This is a genomic window from Saccharibacter sp. EH611, assembly GCF_009834765.1.
Classification (GTDB): Bacteria; Pseudomonadota; Alphaproteobacteria; order Acetobacterales; family Acetobacteraceae; genus Saccharibacter.
In genome coordinates this window covers 21155-43996 of sequence record NZ_WVHP01000018.1, presented here as the reverse complement: position 1 = coordinate 43996, position 22842 = coordinate 21155, and the positions used below count along the sequence as shown (strand labels likewise).

Below are 22842 nucleotides of genomic sequence, written 5' to 3'. Positions count from 1 at the left end.
AGAGAGTGTGAGGTAACCATTGGAAGGGCGATTAACAACGGCCGCTGAACCGCTTGATATTTTACAAAAAATATTTGGCTTTTCGTCCTTTCGAGGTTTGCAAGAAGAGGCTGTTTCCGCCGTTATGCGGGGCGAAGACGCGCTTGTCCTTATGCCAACGGGAGGTGGGAAAAGCCTGTGCTATCAGGTTCCTGCTTTATGCCGTTTTGGTATGGGGGTGGTCATTTCTCCTCTCATCGCCTTGATGGACGATCAAGTCGCAGGGTTAAAGCAGCTTGGCGTCAAAGCTGCTGCTCTTCACTCTGAGTTAGAAGCTGATGAGAGGGTTAGGTTGTGGGAGCAATTGCGTAGTAACCAGCTCGACCTCTTATACGTGTCTCCAGAACGACTTCTAACACCAAGCTTATTGGATGTATTAAAAAGCCGTCAGCTTTCCCTTATTGCCATTGACGAGGCCCATTGTGTCTCTGCTTGGGGGCATGAATTTCGCCCAGAATATCGAGAACTCGCAACAATAAAGAAGCATTTCCCTGAGGTGCCGCGTATCGCGCTAACGGCAACGGCTGATACGCGTACGCGTGATGATGTTCTCAGTGTTTTGCATATGGAAAAAGCACGGGTTTTCGTCGCTAGCTTCCATCGTACTAATCTATTTTTACAGGCACAACCAAAGCTTTCTGAAACCCGGCAGGTTATTGACGCACTAGAACGTCATATGGGGCAGGGAGCAGCGATCGTTTATTGCGGTAGCCGTCGTCGGACTGAGCGTGTTGCAGCTTTGTTGCGAGAGAAGGGATTCACAGCACTCGCCTTTCATGCAGGTTTGTCACCGATTGAAAAGAGAGCGTTGTTGCTACGCTTTCGGTCTGGAGAGCCGATCGTTGTTGTCGCAACGATTGCTTTTGGAATGGGAATTGATCGACCTGATGTACGCACGGTTATCCATCTTGATATGCCAGCATCGCCAGAAGGTTATTATCAGCAAATAGGTCGTGCCGGACGTGATGGTGAGCTTTCGCATACACTTTTGTTATATGGCGGCGAAGCTATGGCAAGAGCGCGTTATTGGCTTGAGCAATCGCAAGCTCCTGAAAGTGAGAAGCGCGTTATGCAGGGTCGTTTGGAGAGCATGATTGCTCTTACCGAAACAACAGGGTGTCGCACTCAAGCTATTTTAGCGTGTTTTGGTGAAATGCTGCCGTCTCCTTGTGGACATTGCGATAACTGCCTTCATCCTCCTGCAACATTTGACGGGAAAGAGGCGGCTCAGAAGGTGCTTTCTGCTGTTTATCGTACGGGAGAACGCTTCGGCGCCCCCGTATTAACAGCAGTATTGCGTGGACGGATGATTGAACCTGTCGAGCGTCATGCACTGCATAAACTCTCAGTGTTTGGTATTGGGCGTGACCGCGGAGAGAGCTGGTGGCGAATGGTGATACGTCAGCTTATCGCACGTGGCGCTATCCGCCTCTCCGGTGAACATGGAAGTTTAGGTTTGCACAGAGAGACAGCTCGTCCTCTGCTTAGAGGAGAAGTGCCTGTACCCCTTATGGAAGACGCTTCTTTCAAAACGCTATCAGCACTTAATCGCGCAGGAGAAGAGAAAGAGTCCCCATTATCAGAGGAGGAGCATGATCGTTTCCTTGCTCTGAAAGAATGGCGTCTGGGTGAGGCACGCGAGCAAGAAATCCCGCCTTACGTTATTTTCCATGACTCCGTTTTGCGTGATGTCGCACGCTACACTCCAAAAACAATTGATGCGCTCGGAGCTATTAAAGGTGTGGGACGGAGCAAGCTGGAGAGGTATGGTCAGATCGTTTTGGATGTTCTTAAAAATTCTTAACGAAGGAAGGGAGTAAAAACGCCCTCATTTGCCCGTTGTGCTCTGAACTGTAAAGTTCGTCGAGACATGTCCGACATCAAGAAAATGGAACGTAAAGGGAATTGACTCACCATTTTGAAGGCTTCGGTGCAGCCCACGGCAAGAGAGGTGATACCCAGCGGCGGGAAAGACCATCGTAGATTTGTGTGGGATGGCGAGATGCTGAAAAATGTCATCACTATCGCCCGTCGTTTCAATCATTTCTTGATTGCTGTGGTTTGATGTGACGCTCGTGCATAGTGGTGATGTAATGCCTTTTAGAAGAAGATCAGCCGCTCCAGCATTGTGAATCGTGAAATATCCGGCTGCGCGGTCTGGGAAATGTCGTGAAGGATGAAGGACACCCCCATGAACCGTAACCTCTGTGATCTCCGTATCGTTTGAAGAGGACGCTTCATGATTTTGTGGCTCTGCGGCTGCCTGATACCCCACTCCAAGCGTGCTTACAGCAAGAGCGACTAACGACATGCGACGAAAAAAGAAGATCATAACCCCTCCAAACTGATCGAAGAGAGCCTACAGCATATCTGAAAATGAAGGAAGCTCTTCACCACGAAAGGAATTGACGGTATAATACGCTCGGCAAAGGAGACAGGCTCCTCATGATAAAGCTTCTTGTTTCCATGGGCTCTATGTTTGGTCGTTTCCTTTTGTTGGGTCAGCACGCTGTCCAATCATTTGACGTTTTGTGGGATCAACCATGTACTGCCCCTTTTGCGGACATCAAGAAACTCAGGTTAAAGATAGCCGCCCTGGTGAAGAAGGGGCTGCTATTAGGCGACGGCGCGTGTGCTGTGCGTGTCATCAGCGTTTTACGACGGTTGAACGTGTCCAGCTTCGTGATTTGACCGTTATTAAAGCTGATGGTCGGCGTACACCCTTCGATCGAGATAAATTGGCACGCTCCATTCGTATTGCCTTAAGGAAGCGGCCTGTCGATGACGTTCGGCAAGAGAGGCTTCTTAACGGCCTTGTCCGTAAGCTTGAGGCTTCTGGAGACCATGAAATTGCTGCGCGTTACATTGGGGAACTTGCCATGGATGCACTGCGAGAGGTTGATGGGGTGGCCTATGTCCGCTTTGCCAGTGTATACCGTAATTTTCGTGAGATTGAGGCTTTTTCAAAAATCTTAGATGATATGAACCATCCTTCAGTCGCCCTTAATGATCCCTCTCAGGAGACCCCATGACCTCATCAGTGTCCAGCTCGGCTGTTCCCCAACGCAAACGAAGCCGTACGATCGCGCGCGTTGCTGCTGTTCAAGCTCTTTTCCAATGTGAGCAAAATGGGGACAGCGCTGAGACTGTCTTGAAAGAATTTGTGAATTTCCGTCGGATTGCTCCCCAAGAACATTTTGATGACGGTCATATTCCTGATGCAGATTTAAATTTACTCGCTACCATCGTGCGCGATACCGTCCGTCAACAAGATGAGATTGATAAATCGCTTCATGATTTATTGCCAGAAAGCTGGCCGATGAATCGCCTAGACCCTGTGCTACGAGCTTTGTTGCGTGCGGCTTTGAGTGAAATGATAGCCGACGTGCCTACTCAAATCGTGATTAATGAGTATCTTGACGTTGCACATGGTTTTTTCAGTGGTGATGAGCCGAAAATGGTTAACGGTATTTTAGACCGGTTTGCTCAGAAAAACCGCAACGCGGAGTAAGATTATGGGAGAGTTCGACTTCATCGCGCGTTATTTCCGTCCATTGGCTGGAAAGGGCTCTTTTGAGCTTCGTAATGATGGAGCCGTTCTTTCGCCTCCCATTGGGGAGGAACTCGTTATCTCCAGTGATACTATGGTGGAGAATCTTCATTTTCTTCCAGATGATCCTGCAGATACGGTGGCTAAAAAGCTTTTGCGCTGCAATCTGTCTGATCTTGCAGCGATGGGCGCACGTCCTGCCGCGTATATGTTGAATGTTAGCGTTCCCTCTGGTGCCCATTACGGAGAAGCGTGGTTTGCTCTGTTTTCAAAAGGATTGGCAGAAGACCAAGAGCAGTACCAGCTTTCCTTGCTAGGCGGCGATACGACAGGCAGTACTGGCCCTTTAGTATTGAGCTTAACAATTTTTGGTTATGCTCCTATTGGGAAAGCGTTGCGCCGCGATACAGCGCAGCCAGGCGACGAAATCTGGGTAACGGGCACTCTGGGTGATGCAGTCTTAGGGCTTTATGCTCGGAAAGGAAAATTAGAAGATCCAACAGGTGCTTTAGTGGAGGCTTACCGCCTTCCGACACCCCGCACGGGCCTTAAACTCCATGGTATCGTGCATGCTGCCTTAGATATTTCTGATGGGCTTTTGCAAGATTGTGGTCATATAGCGCGTGAGTCAGGTGTCGCTGTTGAGTTAGAAGCGGCTTCTATACCTTTTTCTCAACCTGTAAAAACGCATCTCCCGCAATGGCAGGAAGAATGTTTGATTGGTGGGGATGATTACGAACTTCTGATTGCCTGCTCACCCACCCAGAGCTTGGCGTTAAAGAAGCAATGTGACCAAGCCCATATCCCCCTGACACGGATTGGTCATGTCGTAGAGGGTGTTGGGGTCAATATGCGCGATGAAAATGGCCATCTGATGCAATTTCCTCGCACCGGATGGCAGCATTTTTAAGGCTTCTGGGTCGCATTCTCTGATGGAGTCGATGTAGTCGCGTCTTGCGTCACGTCTTTCTCATAAAGCCGGTGCTTTTTATGGGGTGCTGAAACGAGGGATTCCGCAAGGTTACGCATACCTGTGTTGCTTTCCAAAATCCAACCAAGCTCAACCCATTTATAGGGAAGAGTGTGCCGGCGCTTGAAGAGTTCTACAATAGCGAGTGAGGGAAGGAGAGCGCCCATCATTGTCCCACGGAGCTTGCGTGTTACTCCCAGCAAAATGACACGCGCAGAGTGGAAGCGGTGGAAAAGGAGGCGATAAGCAAACTTCACCCATCCCGTGATGGAAGGGGATCCTCCTAGATCGCTTGTAATATCATAAATATTGGGCAAAACCATTGCCATAGCAACAGGTTCGCCATTTTGGTCAATTTGTACGTAATGTTCAGGGCGCAAAAGAGGTTTAATCTGCGCAATCAGAGCCTGCATTTCGTAATCTTGCATAGGAACAAAGTTATACTGTTCCGACCATGCATCATTATAAAGTTGCCGCAGAATTTCACCTTGCGAGACAATTTCTTTTTTAGAAAGAGATCGTACAGTGATGGCTTGGAGGCGTCCTTTCCCTGGCTTCATATCGTTAGGAACTTTAAAACGCTTCTCTGTCTCATCGGTAAGATCTAGCCGATAGCTAAAGAGATCTTCCGTCTTATGGTATCCTGCCTGACGAATGAATGCATCAAGCTCGGGCGGGTGCCAAGGCATGGCGATCATCGGTTCAGATGTCTGCCCTTCGATCATTGTTCCTGTTTCAGCGTTACCGCTCAACGTTACAGGCCCTCTGATACGGGTAACATGCTGTTTTTTCAACCAATCTTCGGCTGCTGCGAGCAATGCATCAACAATGTCAGCCTCTGGAAGTGCGTCCAACGCTCCGAACTGCCCGATTCGTTCTTGCCATTGCTCAATAGCGCGATGATCCATGATGGCCGCAATCCTGCCAACTGGAGTATTGTTGCGCCAGGCAATAAAATATTGAACGTCCGCATGGCGGAACACGGCAGACTGACGAGGGTGCAGTAAACTTACCTGTTCCATATCAAATGGCGGAACAAACCCCGCCATTCCTTGGTAGAGTTGCCGAGGCAGTTTGATAAAACAGTTAAGTTCTCGCCGTGTATGAACAGGGCGAACATCGATATCAGCCATATGGGGTTTGGACACTTCGCATTGCATAAGGTTGGCTATACGCGTACAGGATCATTCAGACCAGAGGGTGAACAAGAAAGGATCTCCATGCCTAAACAGGATCATGGTGCACCTCGCAAGGGACGGCACATTCTTATCACTGGCGCTTCAAGTGGTATTGGAGCTGCTTTAGCGCAGTATTATGCGCGTCCAGGTGTCCATCTATCGCTATGGGCACGGAACCAGGAACGGCTGGAGAAAACGGCGGAAGATGCACGTTCAAAGGGTGCTTCTGTTGAGACGCGTTCTATTGATTTAAGTGACGCAGAGGCTTCTCTGAAGGCTTTCGGTGAAACGGATGATCAGCATCCTATTGATATCCTTATTTTATCTGCAGGAATGGCTGATATTCGTCCTGAGGGAGCGGTTGCCGAATCGGCCGATGTAGCTCTGAAAATGTCGATGGTGAACTTTGCGACGCCTGTTGCTCTCGCGACCGAGGCTGCGAATCGTATGGCCAAACGGCGTCGGGGGCGGATCGGATTAATGGGATCGGTTGCCTCCTTCCACGATCTTCCGCTTGCAACCGTTTATAGTGGTTCTAAAGCTGGCATTGGGCGTTTCAGCACAGCTTTGCATGCGGCCATGGTTCCTTATAACGTGAGAGTTACCTTAATCGCTCCCGGTTTTATTGACACACCGATGAGCCAGCGCCTGGAAGGGGATCAAGCTTTCCTTGTTCCTGTTGATAAGGCGGCTCGGAAAATTGCGCGTGCGATTAATGCGGGCAAAGCTGTTTTGGTATTCCCATGGGCATTCCAGCTAACGCGTGCTTTAGAAGCTGTTTTGCCACGTCCGATCGCTCATCGTATTCTGCGTGGATTAGAGATTATGCAGCACCCGTCGTCTTCCTGAGGAAAGAAAACTGTGGAATGATGGCGTGCATGTTGATGTCGAAACTGCAGGTGCCACGATATAAGAGAGGACTGAACGCACCATGAAAGAAATTGTTGCCGTTGATATTGGCGGAACTCATGCGCGCTTTGCGATTGCCAAAGTGGACGAGGGAAGAGTCGTTGAGCTTGGTGAAGCGACAACGTTAAAATGTGCTGAGCATGCCTCTCTTGCTTTAGCGTGGGAAGCGTTTGGTCGCGAGATTGGTAAACCAATCCCTCGTGAGGCGGGCATTGCAGTAGCTTGCCCTATCACAGGTGATATCCTCAAGATGACGAATAATCCGTGGATTATTCAACCATCTCAGCTGGGTAGTCGTTTGGGGTTGGATGATTTCACGCTTGTGAATGATTTCGGTGCAATTGGACATGCTGTGGCTCAGGTTGGGCCTGAGCATATGCAGCATCTCTGTGGGCCAGATACCCACCTGCCTACAGAAGGAACTGTCAGCATTGTCGGCCCGGGGACAGGGCTTGGTGTTGCAAATCTTTTACGACGTGATGGGCAGTATTTTGTCATCGAGACGGAAGGGGGGCATATGGATTTCTCCCCACTAGATGCTGTCGAAGATCGTATCTTAGCGGCATTGAGAGACCGTTTTCGTCGCGTGTCAGTAGAGCGGATCGTTTCTGGGCCAGGGCTTACGAACCTGTATGAAGTGATTGGTGAGCTTCAAGATCGTCCCGTAGCATTAAAAGATAACCGCACCTTGTGGACTATGGCGATGGAAGGCACAGATACCATCGCTTCTGCGGCGTTAGAGCGTTTTTGCTTAAGCCTTGGTGCTGTTGCTGGTGATATTGCACTCGCTCATGGTGCGCATGGCGTGGTGATTGCTGGTGGGCTTGGGCAGCGTTTAGCGCATATCATCCCTCATTCTGGCTTTGCAGAACGCTTTGTTGCGAAGGGGCGTTTTGAAAATATGATGAGTGAGATGCCGGTGAAAATTATTACCCATCCACAGCCTGGTCTCTACGGTGCAGCAGCTTCTTACGCGAGTAAGAATAGCTAATCGAAGAGGCGATCTCATAGGCAATAGGCGGGATTGCAGCCAGCGCACCCGCCTATTGTAGGCTGAAGCTATTGCCAGATAAAATTTCCAAAGACCTCAGCATATCTACGAGAGTGTACCTATCCCTTAATAGTCTCTGAACGACCCCGCTGCTTCCAACAGAATGGGAGGGTCATTTGTCTTTTAGAGCGTCTGCATAGGCTAGGGATTGGCACATCAGTGGCAATGTTTCTCTCTGCAATGCCGACGAATAGCTTTTGCTAACAGCAACTTGGCTCTTTATGGATACTCCGCTCGTTTCCTTCCTCACAACGGAACCACATTTCGTTGCAAGAGGAGCTACGAAGGGCCAGGCAGCTATTGTAAAGGCTATGTTTCTTTGATGAGGGCCATGTCATCTCGCAGCTGACGGATGGATAAATCTTCAGGAAGCCACGGAGAGCGATAGGCCACGTCATGTTTAATATCGTCAAAGATTTTTGAAGCTTTTTCAACTTCTTGTGGGTCGCTATGGCTAGGGGTTTCAATAGGTAAAAGGTTGCTTCTCAAGAGGTAAAAAGCGTCCCCAATTTGATTCTTTCGTGGACGACCTCCATATCCCATCCGGATAAAGCGTAATGTATGTTCAACATGTTCATGGCCATAACGTCCAAAACGCGGGTCTAAAAAGCCGACATAAGAGAGGGCTTCACGTGCAAATGCAGAACATTGACCCGATAAGCTGTAACTAATGACAGGATCGTGCCAAAAGCCAACACCGCCTTCATCAGCATGCTGGTGTGGGTGAGCAAGGTTAATATGACCAAGCCTCAACGCCGCGAAGATCCAGTCTATCTCCCACGCGAATGAATCAGGAAACATATCGTCTTCTAATATAATAATAACGTCACATTTCAGAATTTCTTTGAGGTAGAAAAGAATTCTATTTTTATTCCAAGCGATGCCTCTATTACGAAAATTTCCATACGATATATCTGAAAAATCTCTCAGAATGGAACATGTTGTATCATTTGACCCATCATTCGAAATAAAAAGTTTAAATGGAAGCGATGTATTCTTTTTTACCTGTTCAATAACGTGAGGAAGCGTTCCTGATCGATTATAAGTAGGGATTCCAATACCAATCTTGAGCTGATGGAGAGGTGTGGAGGCCACATGAGACCATGTCTCCCCGAAAGTAAGAATGGGAGCGTCATTTTCTTCTCTATCGTCAAATCTCAGTAAGATAAGGCCGATGTCTTTGGGGGCGATGTCTTTAGGAAAGGGCGTTATAATTTCAAAACGTACCGAGCTGTATTGAGCACCATAGATGTTCTCAATATCCGGGCTTGAGCGCCGCCAATGTTCTTCAGGGATAGATGATGTTTGGTGATTAGGAAAAACGATCGTTAGCTGTGTGGTGTCTCTACATTGTAAAGACCAACCATCAATGTGGATGTCGTTGCCCATAACGGTAACTCGGTCAATATGGCGCGCCGTTATGTTGCTTTGCACAATAGACTCCAAAGAGTGATCACCTATCCGTTAAGAGGGGAGAATAGGAGAAAAAGGTTTTGTCAGAAAGGAGAAGATTCATTTTTATCTTCCTCTTATAACTCCATTCCTTCCTTATTATGTAACGCGAGACAGTTAGATGAAAAGGTGAGATAAATGTTTAGTCATGTTGTGGTTGGCTCGAACGATCTTGAGGCATCGAGATCTTTTTATGATGCTCTCTTCGATATTCTTGGTGGATCATCCTTGCCGTCAGACACGGGAAAGCGTCTTATCTATCAGAAAGACCACATGCTCTTCCTTGTGACACGGCCTATTGATGGAGAGAAAGCCACATATGCCAATGGTGGCACTGTTGGGTTTGCTCTTTCATCACCCGAGCAGGTCGTTAAATGGCAAGAAGCCGGAATAGCTCACGGCGGCACTGCTATCGAGGATCCAGCAGGGGTACGCGTTGTTATGGGAATGCGGCTTTTCCTTGCTTACTTACGTGATCCAGATGGCAATAAGCTCTGTGGTTTTCATAAGATGGCAGACTGAAACACGAGCATAATGAGCAGCAGCGGTATTTTATGACCCTGCTGCATATCAGGCCTGAGAAAGAGCAAGAGAGGTTTTTTTGAGCAAATAGGACAGGGAAACCGTCATTTTCTTTAAGTTCACGATACCGTGATCTCCAAAAGCAACATTTAAAAACATTTCCTGTCTTGATATTCGGATTTAGTTATCAATAAAATAATTTTAATTTGATGCGGGGTTAGGAATTTCCTCAATGCCGCATCGCGCATGATTCTTCGTATGGTACGAAGAAACATTGAGTGAAAGGATGTCGTATCGTGAACGCTCGCTCACCTAAAGATGCTCCCAAAAATGCTACTCGCCGTGGGGTCGTAGGTGCCCTTGGTGCGTCTCTCCTAGCTGGGAGTGCTACTAAAGCTATGGCTCAACCGTCTATGGGCTTTGCTCCTCCTCCATCCGGTCTGGGTGGGCGTCCTTTCCCAAATCTCCTTCGTCCCCTCGCGAATGGCCCTCGCAAGTTTGGTTATGCCGTGGTTGGGCTTGGCAAATACGCTATCAACCAGATTTTGCCAGCATTTGCTGAGTGCCAACATGCTCGCTTGACCGCTCTCGTTAGTGGCGATGCTACGAAAGCTCGTCGTATTGGGAAGCAATATGGCATCAGCGAGTCCAACCTGTACTCCTACAGCGACTTCGATAAAATTGCACAGAACCCTGATGTGGATGCTGTGTATATTATTCTGCCTAATGCTCTGCACGCAGACTTTGCTGTACGCGCTTTCCGTGCTGGTAAGCATGTGATGTGTGAGAAGCCAATGGCAACCAGCGTTGAAGATTGTCAACGTATGATTGATGCTGGTAAGCGGGCCAATAAAGAGCTGATGATTGGCTATCGTTGTCACTTTGATCCAATCACCAATAAAGCTATTTCCTTGGCACGCAGTGGTGCTATTGGGAAGCCTCAGATCATCACCACGGACAATAATGACTTAGGAGCTGACACAACAGATCCAACAACGCATTGGCGTCTGACGCGCGCTCTGTCCGGCGGTGGTTCTTTGATGGATCTCGGTATTTATGGTGTTAACGGCTCCCGTTACATGATGAATGATGATCCGATTGAAGTTCGGGCTATGATTGCACCAAACTCAAGCCCTGTTTTCAGTCAGGTTGAAGACATTATCACATGGCAGTTCCGCTATCGTTCCGGTGCGATTGCTCATGGGAGCTCTTCCTTTACGACATACTCGACAACCCGCTTCTGCTTGCAGGGTGATAAGGGCACATTGTTGATGGATCCTGCTACCAGCTATTGGAGCAACCGTGTCAGCCTGTGCAAATCTGGGGATATTGAGACATGGTCAACTCCGATGTTCACCATTGATGCGCTGAACCAATTTTCAGCACAGCTTGACCACCTGCCAATCTCCATTGCCAAGGGCACACGCGTGCTGGCAACTGGGGAAGAAGGAATGCAGGATGTTCGTTTGCTGCAGGCCATCTATAAGGCTGCTCATACAGGCCGCCCCGTTGCGACAGATTGGTCTGACTGGCGCAAAAAAGTCTAAGTCATCACACGATGAATGCGCAGTGGATACCCGGCTTATAGCCGGGTATTTGCTTTTGTGGATCGTGCGTTATGGAGCCGTTGCATCCAACCAAGCTTGTAAGGTATATGAAGCAGCCATTTTATCAACGACTTCGCCCCTACGTTTGCGTGTCATGTCGGCTTCGTTGATGAGAAAGCGGTTCACAGCGCTGGAAGAAAGTCGCTCATCCCAAAGGGCAGCGGGGAGGCTGAGGCGTTCAGCGATGGCTTGCGTCCAGTCAGAAGCAGCACGTGCGGCAGGGCCAAAAGATCCATCCAAAGAAATAGGCAGGCCAACGACAAGCGCGCCTACATTGTGTGTTTGGCATAATGTGTTGATCTCCTTGGCATTATTCGCCATTTTCCCTCTTTTAATGGTGATGAGGGGTGAGGCGAGCATGAGGGAAATATCAGACAAGGCAATGCCAAGTTGACGACTTCCCGGGTCGATCCCCAGCACAGTTTGGGACGATTTAAGCTGAGCTCGAAGCTCATGTGGATTGAACAGCGGCATGTCTCGAGGTTATGATCCTATTTATGGCTGTAAGGCTACCCTGATCCTTTCATATTTTTTCAGGAAACAACATGTCGCTTGATGCGAAAAAAGTCGCGCGAATTGCCCGATTGGCTCGAATTGGTCTCTCCGATGATGAGGTACAAACCTATCAGAAGGATATGGAGGGCATTATTGGTTGGGTTGAACAACTCAACGAGGTGGACATCACTGATGTGCCCCCTATGGTCGGGACGGGACTGGCAACAGCTCGTCTAAGAGACGATATCGTCACAGACGGTGAACGTCGTGATGATGTTCTCTCCAACGCGCCAGAACGCGAAGGGCTTTTCTTTACCGTGCCGAAGGTGGTGGAATAATGGTTTTTGATTATACGCTCGCATCGGCGCGCGATGCTTTAAGAAAGCGTGAAATTTCAGCGGTTGAACTTGTAAATACTCACCTAGAGGCGATTGAACGCCTTGATGGGCGGCTCAACAGCTTCATTACACGGACACCTGACCAAGCACGTGAGGCCGCTAAGGCCGCTGATGATCTTCTTGCTAAAGGCGAGGGTGGTGCACTGTGTGGCATTCCATTGGGCATTAAAGACCTTTTTGCCACGGAAGGCGTTCGCACAACAGCAGCTAGTCATATTTTGGAGAACTTTGTTCCTCCTTACGAGAGCACTGTTACAGCCAACTTAAAGCGTGATGGAGCTATCTCTCTCGGGAAGCTTAATCTCGACGAGTTTGCTATGGGGTCTACGAACCTCACCTCTGCTTTTGGTGGGGTTGAGAATCCGTGGAAGCGTCAGGGTTCTGATGCACGCTTAGTGCCTGGTGGTTCTTCTGGTGGTTCTGCCGCCGCTGTAGCGGCTGGTCTGGTATTGGGGGCAACGGGAACCGATACAGGCGGCTCCATCCGTCAGCCAGCGTCTTTCTGCGGTATTGCAGGGGTTAAACCAACCTACGGTCGTTGTTCGCGCTTTGGGACGATTGCTTTTGCCAGCTCACTTGATCAAGCGGGCCCGATGGCTAAAAATCTTCGCGATTGCGCCATTATGCTCGAATCTATGGCTGGTTTTGATGCTAAGGATTCGACGAGTGTTGATAAAGCCGTGCCTAATTATGAGGCTGCGTTAGATCGTGGTGTGAAGGGCATGCGCGTGGGTATCCCTAAAGAATACCGCACCGACAATCTTCCAGAAGAAATTGCAGCTTTGTGGGATCAGGGAATTGCTTGGCTGAAAGATGCAGGCGCAGAGATTGTTGATGTCTCTCTTCCTCATACGAAATATGGTCTGCCAACATATTATATCGCTGCACTGGCAGAAGCATCGTCGAATTTGGCTCGTTATGACGGCGTGCGTTACGGCAAGCGCGTCACAGGCCCTTCGCTTGATGCACTGTATGAAGCCACACGTGCAGCAGGCTTTGGTGATGAGGTGAAGCGTCGTATTCTGTTGGGCACTCATGTGCTGTCTTCAGGCTATTACGATGCCTATTATCTTCGCGCTCAGAAGGTCCGTACGCTGTTACAACGTGACTTCTTACAGGCTTATGAGAAGGTAGATATGTTGCTCACACCAACAGCACCTTCTGGAGCCTTTGCGTGGGATGAAAAACCAACTGATCCTGTGCAAGTGTATCTCAACGATGTCTTTACCGTCCCAGCAAGCTTAGCAGGCGTTCCTGCGGTCTCTGTTCCTGCAGGGCTGGATAGCACAGGCGTCCCACTTGGCTTGCAGCTTATTGGTCGTTTCTTTGATGAAGAGACCTTGTTTGCTGCAGGGCACGTTCTTGAGAAATCCGCTTCCTTCTCCCATCGTCCCACCCTTCATGCAGGAGTTTCAGCATGAGCAGTTATCGCATTACCGGTGAAACAGGTGAGTGGGAAATCGTCGTTGGGATGGAAGTCCATGCTCAGGTTGTCAGCCAGTCGAAACTTTTTTCTGGTGCGGCAACTGAATATGGTGGAGAGCCCAACACACAGGTAAGCCTCGTTGATGCAGGCTTTCCCGGTATGTTGCCCGTTCTAAATAAAGAATGTGTTGCTCAGGCTATTCGAACCGGCCTCGGTCTTCGCGCTCAAGTCAATAAATATAGTCGCTTCGATCGGAAAAACTATTTTTATGCTGACTTGCCCACAGGCTATCAAATCAGTCAGTTTGAGCACCCGATTATCGGAGAGGGCAAAGTTGAGATTGAGCTTTCCGAAGGTGAAAAGCGCATTATTGGCGTAACGCGCTTACACTTAGAGCAAGATGCCGGGAAATCTATTCACGACCAAGACCCAACACGATCTTTTATCGACCTCAACCGTGCAGGCGTAGCGTTGATGGAAATCGTGAGCGAGCCGGATATTCGTTCTCCTGAGGAGGCGGGGGCTTACCTTCGTAAGCTGCGCCAGATTCTACGCTATTTGGGTACGTGTGACGGCAACATGGAGGAAGGTTCCATGCGTGCCGACGTCAACGTATCTGTTCGTCCTGTTGGGGAAGAGGGGTATCGTACGCGTTGCGAGATTAAGAATCTCAACTCTGTTCGGTACGTCATGCAGGCTATTGAGGTTGAAGCTGAACGCCAAATCACGATTTGGGAAGAAGGTGGCACCGTTGACCAAGAAACGCGCTTGTTTGACCATGTGAAAGGTGAGACACGCACGATGCGCAGCAAAGATGATGCGCATGACTATCGTTATTTCCCAGATCCAGATCTGTTACCTCTCGAGTTGGAGCAAAGCTGGATTGATGAGCTTAAAGCGGCACTGCCTGAACTTCCAGAAGACAAAAGAGCCCGTCTGGAAAAAGACTACGGCGTTTCTCAGTATGAATCCGGTGTTTTAACGGCTGAGCAGTCCGTTGCTGACTTCTATGAAGAAGTTGCGCGTGGTGCAGATGCGCGTTTGGCAACGAATTGGATGCTGGGCGATTTCTTCGCTGCGCTAAATCGCACAGGGCGCTCTATTGAAGATAGCCCTGTGAGTGCGCAGGGATTACGCGAGCTTCTTGGGCTCATTAGTGATTCGACGATTAACGGAAAGATCGCCAAAGAAGTTCTCGAAGATATGGTTGAAACAGGTGATTCTGCTTCCGCCATTGTCGATCGTAAGGGCTTGCGTCAGGTAACAGATAGCAGCGCAATTGAAGCGACTGTCCAAGGTATTTTAGATGCCAATGCGGACAAAGTTGCGGAGTATAAGAGCGGGAAAGACAAACTTTTCGGCTTCTTCGTTGGCCAAACGATGAAGGCCATGAAGGGGAAAGCGAACCCTGCCATGGTAAATGACGTCCTGAAAAAACTTCTTTCTGCATAAAAGCTGAAAAAATGTTTCTAGGGGGGTTTACCCCAGCGTTTATTCCTCCTAGAAACACTCCTGCAAACGCCGTGCAAAGAACCGCACAAACAGCGGAGGGGTGGCCGAGTGGCTGAAGGCGGCGGTTTGCTAAACCGTTATACGGGTAACTCCCGTATCGTGGGTTCGAATCCCATCCCCTCCGCCAGCGGATCGCATAATACTCCCAAAAATTGAACATAGATGTAACGGTTTTCATGCCGTTTTCTATCTCTTATTTTTCCGTACTGTGGGGGATTTTGTGGGGAATCTTCATTGTGTGGGGAAACAGTCCCCACGCATCTCCCTCCTTTCATTCCCATAATCCCGCATCATAGCGGGCAGTTCGTGCAACTCAGGGTGAGTACGTAGCTCTTCCGCCGCCTGCCGTTCTTCCTGCGCTGTGTAATGCACCAAGGGAGGGCAGAGGGGCTTGTAGCGAGTGGGCGTACAAGCTGTCAGAGCAAGTATGGCAGCGACCAGATAAAAGCGCTTCATCAGAATGTCCCCTTATCCAGATCACCGATAAGCATATTGTCAGAGCGTATGCCGTTCGTGCGGGCTTCGAGCATCCGTTGCGCGGCTTCTGCTGATTGGGTGGCGTCGCTTGCGTCTTGGCGTTCGGAGCCCACGCGGGCGCTGTTTCGTCCGGATCGGTTGCTATAGACGATCAGGCCCGTAAGGAAACCGAGCACCGTAAGGATGAAGGTTCCTGCGAAATAGGGGTTCATGGTTCTTCTCCGAACCAACCTTCTTTGTTGGGGGAATCAATCCAGCCTTCTTTGTTGGTCATTTAGCCTTCCTTTACGAGTGATTCACTTTGAGTGTTAAGAGGGTGTTTTTGGTAGTTTTCCAAGGGGAAAGGGTATGATTCCCTTTTCAGTATTTTTCGTTCGTTTTTGGCGGATAATTACCAGTTTTAACTGATTTTCTTATCAGGGCTGGGAGGGCCAGGCCCTCCCTTTGCACGTGCCTGTGACTTATACTGCTGATCCCACCTGAGCCGCGGTTGGCTTTTTCTCTTTGAGGGCGGCCATAACATCCTTGACGCCGTCTTCAACGTCGGTCAGGCCGTTTTCAACGCGTAGGATGCCAGCAAGTAGGGCGTTTGTGTCGAACTTATCGGAAAGAAGCGTCTCACCTTCTTCAGCGATACTTCCCAGAACGGTCGCAACGAGGTGCAGAAGCATTTTAGTTTTGCTGCTCTCAGAATTGCCCATGACGCTTTCAATAAGCGTGACAAGCTTGGTCATCACTGTTGTGGCGTTGTTCGTGTTGGGTTCCATGATCGTGTCCTTATAGAGTAAGTGAGGAGAAAGCGCGTTTAGTCACGTATGGGGTGGCTGAGTGTCTGCGCGTTTTTCAAGAGCTGCCACCGTAGGTGGAATAAGCGCGGAGGCCGTAGCGCGTGCCGTGCTATTATCCGGCAACAGCGAAGGCAGCGATGAAAGCAGAAGGGTGGTGGCCATATCGCCACTCAGTGCTCCAGTGGCCGCACCTGCGATCCCACCAATGACGAGAGAAAGGCCGATGAGTGTCGTGGGTTGCTGGATCCAATGACGAAGGCGCGAAAGACGAGACATCATGTGATGGTCTCTTTATTAGACAGGCCAGCCACCGTGTTAATTAACGTTCCGTAAGGGTTCTTGCCATTTTCCATCATAATAATCGCCTGCATAAGACCGGCGATAAGATGGGGTGAGAAGTTACCTAACGGCGCTTGGGGAGACACGCCGAGAGCATGGGAAACGCCGTCAATATAGTCGGTCGTATTGTTCTCAGTCGGGGGTGCCCATTTGCCAATAATGGCTGAAACCGTGTCTAGTCCATCCCGCTGATGGTAGCGTAGAAGCTGCCCACGTAGAGCGATCAGACCGGCTTCGGGTGTCGCAAAGACGGCAAAACGCCCATGATCGCCTAACTCTTTATGAGCCCCAGCTTGGCCGACATAGTTGAGGTTGCCGGGGTTGTTGTTGCGGATACCGCGCGGCTCCATGTCATACTCCAATATGATAGATTTTAAGAAGAACGGCGACGATGGCTTCGGCCCCAGCAATGCCCCCGGCAATAAACATGGAGCGCCATGAATTGCCTCGTTGTACTTGGGAGAGGATTTGCTCTAGCGTTTGTTGCTGGGCGGCTTGGTGGGACTTAACAACGGCCATATCGGCCTCAACGGCTTTAATGTCAGCCTTGATTTCAATGCCTTCAGCACGGGTCAGATACTGGTCATTCATGAGCGCGAACCTCCCTTCCATCATGAAAGGGAAGAGGGGTGCCGCAGCCTAAAGTAGACCCGACCAAAGACAGAGAAAAAGCACGCATAGATCCGTTCCGTTGTTGCCAGAACGGGTATGACAGACGTTTCTAAGTTCTACTTAGGAGTGGAGGCGACTAATTCCCCCCATAAGGACTCCATTGAGGGGAGAGCCAGAATTCTTGCCCTTGATTGCGTTTCATGAGTTTTTCATAGCGCTGCGTGTAGCCGGGGTTAATCATGTCTTGGAGGCGGTAGATCACGCAATATTTCAAGGCAATGTTGATAAAGGGAAGATTACCGCCTGGGATTTGCCCACTCACTACACGAACAAGATTAGCGAGATAAGCGCTGGTTTTTTGTGCATCAGGGCTATCGGTGGCTTCATCGCGCGTGGCGGTAAAGACCCCGGCAAGTTTGGCCATATCGGACAATGTAGGCCCCGCCGCTGTTTCGAGGAAGCTATTGCCCATGCGGCTTTGTTGTCCAAAGAGGAAGTCACCATAGATCCCAGCACCGCCCCCTTGTTGGAGGGCGGCCATCCATGTGCGCACATCGGAAGGGTCGTGGGGCTCTTTTCCAGCTAGAAGTGCTTTGGTGTTCATGGCGACATAGCCCAGCAGAGTGGTCCCAGCGATCATATGAACAATACCGGGCAAGTCTACCCCAAAGCGCTGCACCTCACGGGCATAAGCACGGCGGATATGGGTAATGGGGAAGCTCTTAAATTGCAGCATGAGACGGGCCGCTTGGCCAAGGATTGGGCTAACCTCATCGAGACGGCTACTAATCCCTCGGAATGTGGCTTGCGTGCGGACATCGGGTTCGGTCATGCCTTCGCGCGTTTGGTCGGTTATGTAGGTGTAGAGCTTATTGGTGAGGCTTTCCCTTACGTCGTCAGCGCTTTGTCCGGCCTCGATAAGCGGCGCTACGGCCTCATCGGATAGCTTGGCGATTTCGGTAGGGAGGAGATATGCATTCCCGCCCGCTTCTTTAGTGGCATGGCGGATAACCTGCCATTCTGGCTCTTCCACCCCAAAGCGCTTGAGGCTGCGTTGTAGCTTGCTGTCCAATGCGGTAAAGGGCGTCTCTGCATTGCGCCCAAGATTATGGGACAGCATAAGCCCCATGCCTTCAGAATGGCTATCGGTCCAATATTCCAACAGGTTGAGGCGGTAGAATTTATTGATGAGATCGCTAGCCCGACCCAAGGGGGCATCATTGGCCGCAAAACGGTTCATGACGGCCCCAAGATGGCCTTGGATACCCACACCGAGGAGCTGCGCAATCTCCTTACGTTCAGCCTCATTTCGGCTGCCTAAGCTTGGGCAAATGGCCTTACAACTGTTCCAATAGCTCTCAAAAAGCGGAATACCATTATGACGAAGGACAGAGGCATTCACGGCCAAGTCAGGCAGGGAAGAGATCATCACGCCGCCAAGTTTGGTGAACTGGTTCCATGTTCTGGCGTACGCCCCAATCTGCTCAATGGTTTTATTGGCCGGTAAACGCGCCCGACCTGTGATGGTATCTAGGAGCGCTCCCTTTTGAAGGCGTTCCAGCTTCCCATGCATCTTAAAGTCCCCACGGGCTCGTGCGGCTTGCTTGGCCTCATCAGTCAGGCGGTTAAACAGGGCTTCCGGGTTTGTGCCAAGATCGCTCATCACAGCGGCATTGCGTGCGCCTTTTTGTAGGCCTTTGATGACGCTATCAATGACACGGTCCTGACCGTAGGCTTTGTTATAGGTCAGCCAACTATCGGCATCTTTGAAGAGTAGTACACGGTTTTGACTCACACGCTTGGCAAGGTTCCCCGGCCCCTTAAAGCCAGAGAGCCAGTCTTTGCCATTGGCATTGTCATGATCGCCTGATGCGAGACTGAGCCATGTCTGGTGGAGGAATTCGTCACGTGATTGCCGGGCGTCCATGGTGTCAAAGGTGCGGTCATCCAGAAGAGGGGCCAAGGTGTCGCGCCATTTCTGGTAATCTGCTTCTGTTTCATTGCCACGAATTTTCCACATGTCATGGCTTTGCCGAGTGACATAATGGTCTGTCTTGCCAATCCACGCGCCTTGTTTGTTCTGCATGAGACGCACGGTCTCTTGAGCATCGGAGAGAATGCGGGCCGCTTTTTCGGCTTGCTTATTGCCGGTAGCGGGGAAATCCTCCGGCGCATCTAAGCGCCACATTTCCCGGCCTACATCGGCGTCGAACTGCTCATCACGGGCCAGAAGCGGCTTGAGTAAACCGGCTTGTTCCAGATCATGCATAAGGGGGCCAAGCACCTGCTGCTCTTGCCCATGAGCATTAGCGGCGATGGAGAGCGCCGCGCCACGTTCTCCATTTTCCCGCCCCGCAAGGATACCCTCTAGGGAGGCGGCTTCATCCCCTTCAATGATCCGTTTTTGCATGGCCGCGTGGGCAATGAGATTGCGTTTGTCTGAATTGGCTTTAATGATCCCAGCCAGCCGTTCATCATCGGCCATCTTCAGCCCCGCTTTTTGGAGGGCTTCTTGCGGGGAAAGTCCTTGGCGCATGTAACGGCCCGCTTCTTTGTCCAGCCGTCCAAACATCTCATCAAGTTCGGCCTTGGACATTTCCCGTCCAGCGGCTTTCTGAGCTTCATTATAGCAAGGGTTGTCATGTTGGGTCATCGTACGGTCCTTGTCAGGCAAGCGGCGGCGGAAGAAAGAGCATCGGCATTCCCGTCAGAGAGGGCCTGGGCTCGCTTCACCTCTTCAAGTTCTTCAGGGGAAATAGTTTTATCGCCATAGAGGGCGATTTGCTGGTCGAGTTGTGCCCCGTAGGCTTGGGCCTCGTGGAGTGAATTGTCTTGACTTTTGGGGGATTGTGAATCACTATTCTTGGAACTGCTTGTGGCTTCGACAGTCGCTCCGCGCCTCGGAACATCGGGCATATGTTCGCGAGGATCAAAGAGAGGATGGTCATGCCCGTTGAGACCTGAAGGGGTAGTGCGACGCCCTTCCCACAGCAGCTCTTTTTTAGTGAGAGAATTTGTTTTGAAGGTAGATGCTGTGGCTACACGATAATAGCCGTCTTCCCTTTTGACATGAAGAATAGCGGTGTCATGCTTCGCATTAGCGGTTTGTCGCTCTCCCATAATGACGGAGAAGAGGGAGCCGTTGTTATTATCTTTGCGAAGCTGGTTTATATTTTGGATGACATGGCGAATATAATCATCAGCCCCTTCAAAACCACGTTTCTTAATCTCATCGCCATGCCGCGCCATGATATGGGCGCGACCGTGCCCACCACCAATATCGCGACCTTTCGCATCTAGTTTTACTGTATGCTCTCCATCCCCCAGCACAACAGGCCAAGGAGGCACGCCTTCAATTCCCTCGGGCATATGGCCCATCAGAGCAGGGTGGCCACCAACTTCTGAGAGATTGAGATGGTCAATGCCTGTGGTAGGTAAGGGAGAAAAACGAGTGCTTCTTTCAGGTGTGGGGGCGCCTTCCTTTTTGGCGACCAGGCCCGCGCGGTTGTCGGCAACCTCACGACTTTCTGGGTTGGTCAGGGCACGGAGAATGTCAGAGCCGACGCCTTCTTGCAGGTCTGAGAGTTTTTGCAAAGCCTGTTGGTAGCTGTCATGGAGGGTGTCTTCCCATCGTGGGTCAAATCCTTTTCCTTGGTTGGATTCCAGATGGCTTAATGCGTGCTCTATGACCTCTTCGGGGTTCGTGCTATTGAGTAGCGCATCCGTCATAGAGGTGAGATCATCAGACGTGACACCCGCATCAAGGCGTTGGCCATATCGGCCTAAATGATGCTCTGTCAGGGCTTGTAACGCGTGTTTCTTCGCGTTGCGGCGCTCTTGTTGAACAGCACGGCTTTTGTCAAAGCTCTCCTGATACTGCTGCCAATCCGTATAAGAAGAATGTTTGAGAGCATCTTCTAACGCGTCATGCGGGTCGGCCCCACCAAGGGTCGCTTCTGCTGCTTGAGCGTGCAGATCGGGTGTGAGGGGAATGTCATGGTCGTAGGCAGCCAGCTCAACGTCATCATGAGCGGCAGAGCGTGCGTGCTCTTCACGGTCAGGGTCGTCAAGATGGGTGGACTGTTCTGGACCAAGGCCATCAGCATAGGCTTTGCGCCCATGCCCTTCTTCTGTCATGGCATTGAGCAGGTCGTTAATATCCGCGCCCGGTTTGAGATAGCCGGCTTCTTCAGCGAGTTCTCGCGCTCGGTCGAGGGGAAGCCCTCCATTGCGGCGCACCAGCCCTACACGCTGTTTATGCAGGTCATTCGCTTTCAGCTCGCCGCCTTCATCACGCACCCCGCCATGTTTGGTCAGGAAGGTAAAGAGGGATGGTGAAGCCGCTTGGTTACTTCGTGCAGGGCGCCTATTGTCTGTGGATGTATCGGGTGAAGCTTGCGGTTCTGGCGTATTTTCTTCTTGTAAGAGGGCGCTGTGCTTTTTGTGCAGATCGGCTAGGTCTTGTTCCAGCGTGCCGCGTCCTGGGGGCGCTGGTGTGTCGTTGTTCCCGCCATCGTTCCCACCATGGGTGTCCATCCAGCTTTGCAGGTCACGCCGCGTCTGGTCGAGTTCATGAAGATGAAGAAGACTGTCCGCATTGCTGGGGCGGTCATTACTGAGGGAAACGAGGCTTTCAGCGAGAACTTGCCCGCGTACATCAGGGTTAATCCCGTTTAAGCGTTCTTGTGTGGTATTGGGTGGGGCTTCTTCTGGCTGAAAGCGATCAGTGACGGCATGACTGATCCCATGCATGGCCCCGCCCATAAGTCCACCAAAGGCGATGTTGGTCAGCGCTTGGCCCATCGTCCAATCATTATGTTCGTCACGATCAAGATAGAGGTTCAGCGGCTCTAGGGCTGTTTGCCCCGCCATGCCTTGGCTCGCCCCTTGAACCACGCGCCCGATGGGGGACGCCTCAAGGGCGTTAACGACAGAACGATGAGCACCCTCAGCACTAAGGAGCCCATCAGCGGCCCCTTCCATGCCCCAGCCTTCAGCACGGGCAGCAGCCATGCCTAGCCCTGTGCTGACGCGGGTTTCCCCAAGGCCGGGAACGAGCATAGACGCCGCATTGACGGGGTCTAGAAAACTCGGCAATGCGCCCGCTGCCATGTTCGCGACCGCACTGACAACACCGCTGGGACCATTACGTATGGTTGTCTCACGCATCAGCTCGCTTTGTTTTTCGCGGTGCAGCGTGTCGGCATATTTGGAGGAAACAGGCTTATCAAAGCTCAACGCGCCCTTAATGCCATATTGGGCGTTCGCGTCTTCTGGGTTGAGCTGGTCGCCTTCTGTATTTTCGATCCCGTGATAAAGGGCTCGGTTGATCCTGACGATCGGTATCGCCTGAACGCCCGACATGAAGGAGGCCTTCAGTGAATCTCCTAAAGAGCTTTGTTGACCAGCGGCTCCTTCATTCTGAACCGAGCTTAGAACGTCCGGCCCTTTGGTATAAAATGGCATGTTCCCCCCCCTGTAAGTGGGGGGAGCATGGCTCTTGTTTATAAGTTCTAC

The 22842-nt window shown here is 50.7% G+C and carries 23 protein-coding genes and 1 tRNA gene; 12 read left to right on the top strand and 12 right to left on the bottom strand.

Translation table 11 applies throughout. The features are described 5' to 3' along the window. Positions 1 to 19 precede the first annotated feature (19 nt). Positions 20 to 1843: a DNA helicase RecQ gene (recQ, locus tag GS535_RS04890; protein ID WP_160792210.1), complete on the top strand. Its 1824-nt coding sequence runs from the start codon at positions 20 to 22 to the stop codon at positions 1841 to 1843. A gap of 24 nt (positions 1844 to 1867) precedes the next feature. Here recQ and GS535_RS04885 read toward each other — a convergent pair whose 3' ends face one another. Further along, positions 1868 to 2371 carry a copper chaperone PCu(A)C gene (locus GS535_RS04885; RefSeq protein WP_237442199.1) on the bottom strand — a complete coding sequence of 168 codons (504 nt, stop codon included), beginning with the start codon at positions 2369 to 2371 and terminating at the stop codon, positions 1868 to 1870. Between the two features lie 211 nt (positions 2372 to 2582). Between GS535_RS04885 and nrdR the strand changes: the two genes are divergently transcribed. From nrdR to thiL, 3 genes are read left to right on the top strand one after another with little or no spacing between them, the layout of a single operon-like run. Continuing rightward, positions 2583 to 3071 (top strand): transcriptional regulator NrdR, encoded by a 489-nt coding sequence (nrdR, locus tag GS535_RS04880; RefSeq protein ID WP_160792209.1) that lies wholly within the window; start codon positions 2583 to 2585, stop codon positions 3069 to 3071. Further along, a complete protein-coding gene (nusB, locus tag GS535_RS04875; RefSeq protein ID WP_160792208.1) occupies positions 3068 to 3550 on the top strand; it encodes a transcription antitermination factor NusB in 483 nt (160 codons plus the stop codon). The genes nrdR and nusB overlap by 4 nt, the downstream gene beginning before the upstream one ends. Positions 3551 to 3554: 4 nt before the next feature. Further along, positions 3555 to 4499: a thiamine-phosphate kinase gene (gene thiL, locus GS535_RS04870; protein WP_202401611.1), complete on the top strand. Its 945-nt coding sequence runs from the start codon at positions 3555 to 3557 to the stop codon at positions 4497 to 4499. Here thiL and GS535_RS04865 read toward each other — a convergent pair. Then, positions 4496 to 5692: a hypothetical protein gene (locus GS535_RS04865; RefSeq protein WP_160792207.1), complete on the bottom strand. Its 1197-nt coding sequence runs from the start codon at positions 5690 to 5692 to the stop codon at positions 4496 to 4498. The two genes, thiL and GS535_RS04865, sit on opposite strands and share 4 nt — an antisense overlap. 87 nt (positions 5693 to 5779) lie before the next feature. Here GS535_RS04865 and GS535_RS04860 point away from each other — a divergent pair, with 87 nt between their 5' ends. After that, positions 5780 to 6586 carry an SDR family oxidoreductase gene (locus tag GS535_RS04860; protein WP_160792206.1) on the top strand — a complete coding sequence of 269 codons (807 nt, stop codon included), beginning with the start codon at positions 5780 to 5782 and terminating at the stop codon, positions 6584 to 6586. 82 nt (positions 6587 to 6668) lie between these two features. Then, positions 6669 to 7637: a glucokinase gene (gene glk / locus GS535_RS04855; protein WP_018980412.1), complete on the top strand. Its 969-nt coding sequence runs from the start codon at positions 6669 to 6671 to the stop codon at positions 7635 to 7637. A 369-nt stretch (positions 7638 to 8006) separates the two neighbouring features. Here the strand turns inward: glk and GS535_RS04850 are convergent, their stop codons facing one another. After that, complete coding sequence (locus GS535_RS04850) at positions 8007 to 9143, bottom strand: glycosyltransferase family 2 protein (RefSeq protein ID WP_160792205.1); 1137 nt, start codon at positions 9141 to 9143, stop codon at positions 8007 to 8009. A 144-nt stretch (positions 9144 to 9287) separates the two neighbouring features. Here GS535_RS04850 and GS535_RS04845 point away from each other — a divergent pair, with 144 nt between their 5' ends. Both GS535_RS04845 and GS535_RS04840 read left to right on the top strand, forming a co-directional pair. Continuing rightward, complete coding sequence (locus tag GS535_RS04845) at positions 9288 to 9671, top strand: VOC family protein (protein ID WP_160792204.1); 384 nt, start codon at positions 9288 to 9290, stop codon at positions 9669 to 9671. Between the two features lie 296 nt (positions 9672 to 9967). Then, the gene (locus GS535_RS04840; RefSeq protein ID WP_160792203.1) at positions 9968 to 11218 is read left to right on the top strand and encodes a Gfo/Idh/MocA family protein; all 1251 of its coding nucleotides are present in this window, start codon (positions 9968 to 9970) and stop codon (positions 11216 to 11218) included. Positions 11219 to 11287: 69 nt separating this feature from the next. Here GS535_RS04840 and ruvX read toward each other — a convergent pair whose 3' ends face one another. Continuing rightward, positions 11288 to 11752 carry a Holliday junction resolvase RuvX gene (ruvX, locus tag GS535_RS04835; protein ID WP_160792202.1) on the bottom strand — a complete coding sequence of 155 codons (465 nt, stop codon included), beginning with the start codon at positions 11750 to 11752 and terminating at the stop codon, positions 11288 to 11290. Between the two features lie 71 nt (positions 11753 to 11823). Between ruvX and gatC the strand changes: the two genes are divergently transcribed. From gatC to GS535_RS04815, 4 genes are all read left to right on the top strand, one after another. Then, positions 11824 to 12111, top strand: a complete 288-nt coding sequence (gene gatC, locus GS535_RS04830; protein ID WP_160792201.1) for an Asp-tRNA(Asn)/Glu-tRNA(Gln) amidotransferase subunit GatC — start codon at positions 11824 to 11826, stop codon at positions 12109 to 12111. After that, positions 12111 to 13592: an Asp-tRNA(Asn)/Glu-tRNA(Gln) amidotransferase subunit GatA gene (gene gatA / locus GS535_RS04825; protein ID WP_160792200.1), complete on the top strand. Its 1482-nt coding sequence runs from the start codon at positions 12111 to 12113 to the stop codon at positions 13590 to 13592. The genes gatC and gatA overlap by 1 nt, the downstream gene beginning before the upstream one ends. Further along, a complete protein-coding gene (gene gatB, locus GS535_RS04820; RefSeq protein WP_160792199.1) occupies positions 13589 to 15049 on the top strand; it encodes an Asp-tRNA(Asn)/Glu-tRNA(Gln) amidotransferase subunit GatB in 1461 nt (486 codons plus the stop codon). The genes gatA and gatB overlap by 4 nt, the downstream gene beginning before the upstream one ends. A 94-nt stretch (positions 15050 to 15143) precedes the next feature. Next, positions 15144 to 15236: transfer RNA gene (locus tag GS535_RS04815), tRNA-Ser, on the top strand. A gap of 104 nt (positions 15237 to 15340) precedes the next feature. On the opposite strand, the gene GS535_RS04810 is transcribed toward GS535_RS04815, so the two are convergent. The 8 genes from GS535_RS04810 to GS535_RS04775 form a co-directional block, all read right to left on the bottom strand. After that, positions 15341 to 15565, bottom strand: a complete 225-nt coding sequence (locus GS535_RS04810) for a hypothetical protein (RefSeq protein ID WP_160792198.1) — start codon at positions 15563 to 15565, stop codon at positions 15341 to 15343. Then, a complete protein-coding gene (locus GS535_RS04805) occupies positions 15565 to 15798 on the bottom strand; it encodes a hypothetical protein (protein ID WP_160792197.1) in 234 nt (77 codons plus the stop codon). The genes GS535_RS04810 and GS535_RS04805 overlap by 1 nt, the downstream gene beginning before the upstream one ends. 249 nt (positions 15799 to 16047) lie before the next feature. Beyond that, entirely contained in the window at positions 16048 to 16353 is a 306-nt protein-coding gene (locus GS535_RS04800; protein WP_160792196.1) for a hypothetical protein, read from the bottom strand. A 42-nt stretch (positions 16354 to 16395) separates the two neighbouring features. Beyond that, positions 16396 to 16653 carry a hypothetical protein gene (locus GS535_RS04795; RefSeq protein WP_160792195.1) on the bottom strand — a complete coding sequence of 86 codons (258 nt, stop codon included), beginning with the start codon at positions 16651 to 16653 and terminating at the stop codon, positions 16396 to 16398. Next, positions 16650 to 17063, bottom strand: a complete 414-nt coding sequence (locus GS535_RS04790) for a structural protein P5 (protein WP_160792194.1) — start codon at positions 17061 to 17063, stop codon at positions 16650 to 16652. The genes GS535_RS04795 and GS535_RS04790 overlap by 4 nt, the downstream gene beginning before the upstream one ends. Before the next feature lies 1 nt (position 17064). Beyond that, entirely contained in the window at positions 17065 to 17304 is a 240-nt protein-coding gene (locus GS535_RS04785; protein ID WP_160792193.1) for a hypothetical protein, read from the bottom strand. Between the two features lie 157 nt (positions 17305 to 17461). After that, entirely contained in the window at positions 17462 to 19978 is a 2517-nt protein-coding gene (locus tag GS535_RS04780; RefSeq protein ID WP_160792192.1) for a hypothetical protein, read from the bottom strand. After that, positions 19975 to 22791, bottom strand: a complete 2817-nt coding sequence (locus GS535_RS04775; protein WP_160792191.1) for a hypothetical protein — start codon at positions 22789 to 22791, stop codon at positions 19975 to 19977. The genes GS535_RS04780 and GS535_RS04775 overlap by 4 nt, the downstream gene beginning before the upstream one ends. Positions 22792 to 22842: the final 51 nt, after the last annotated feature.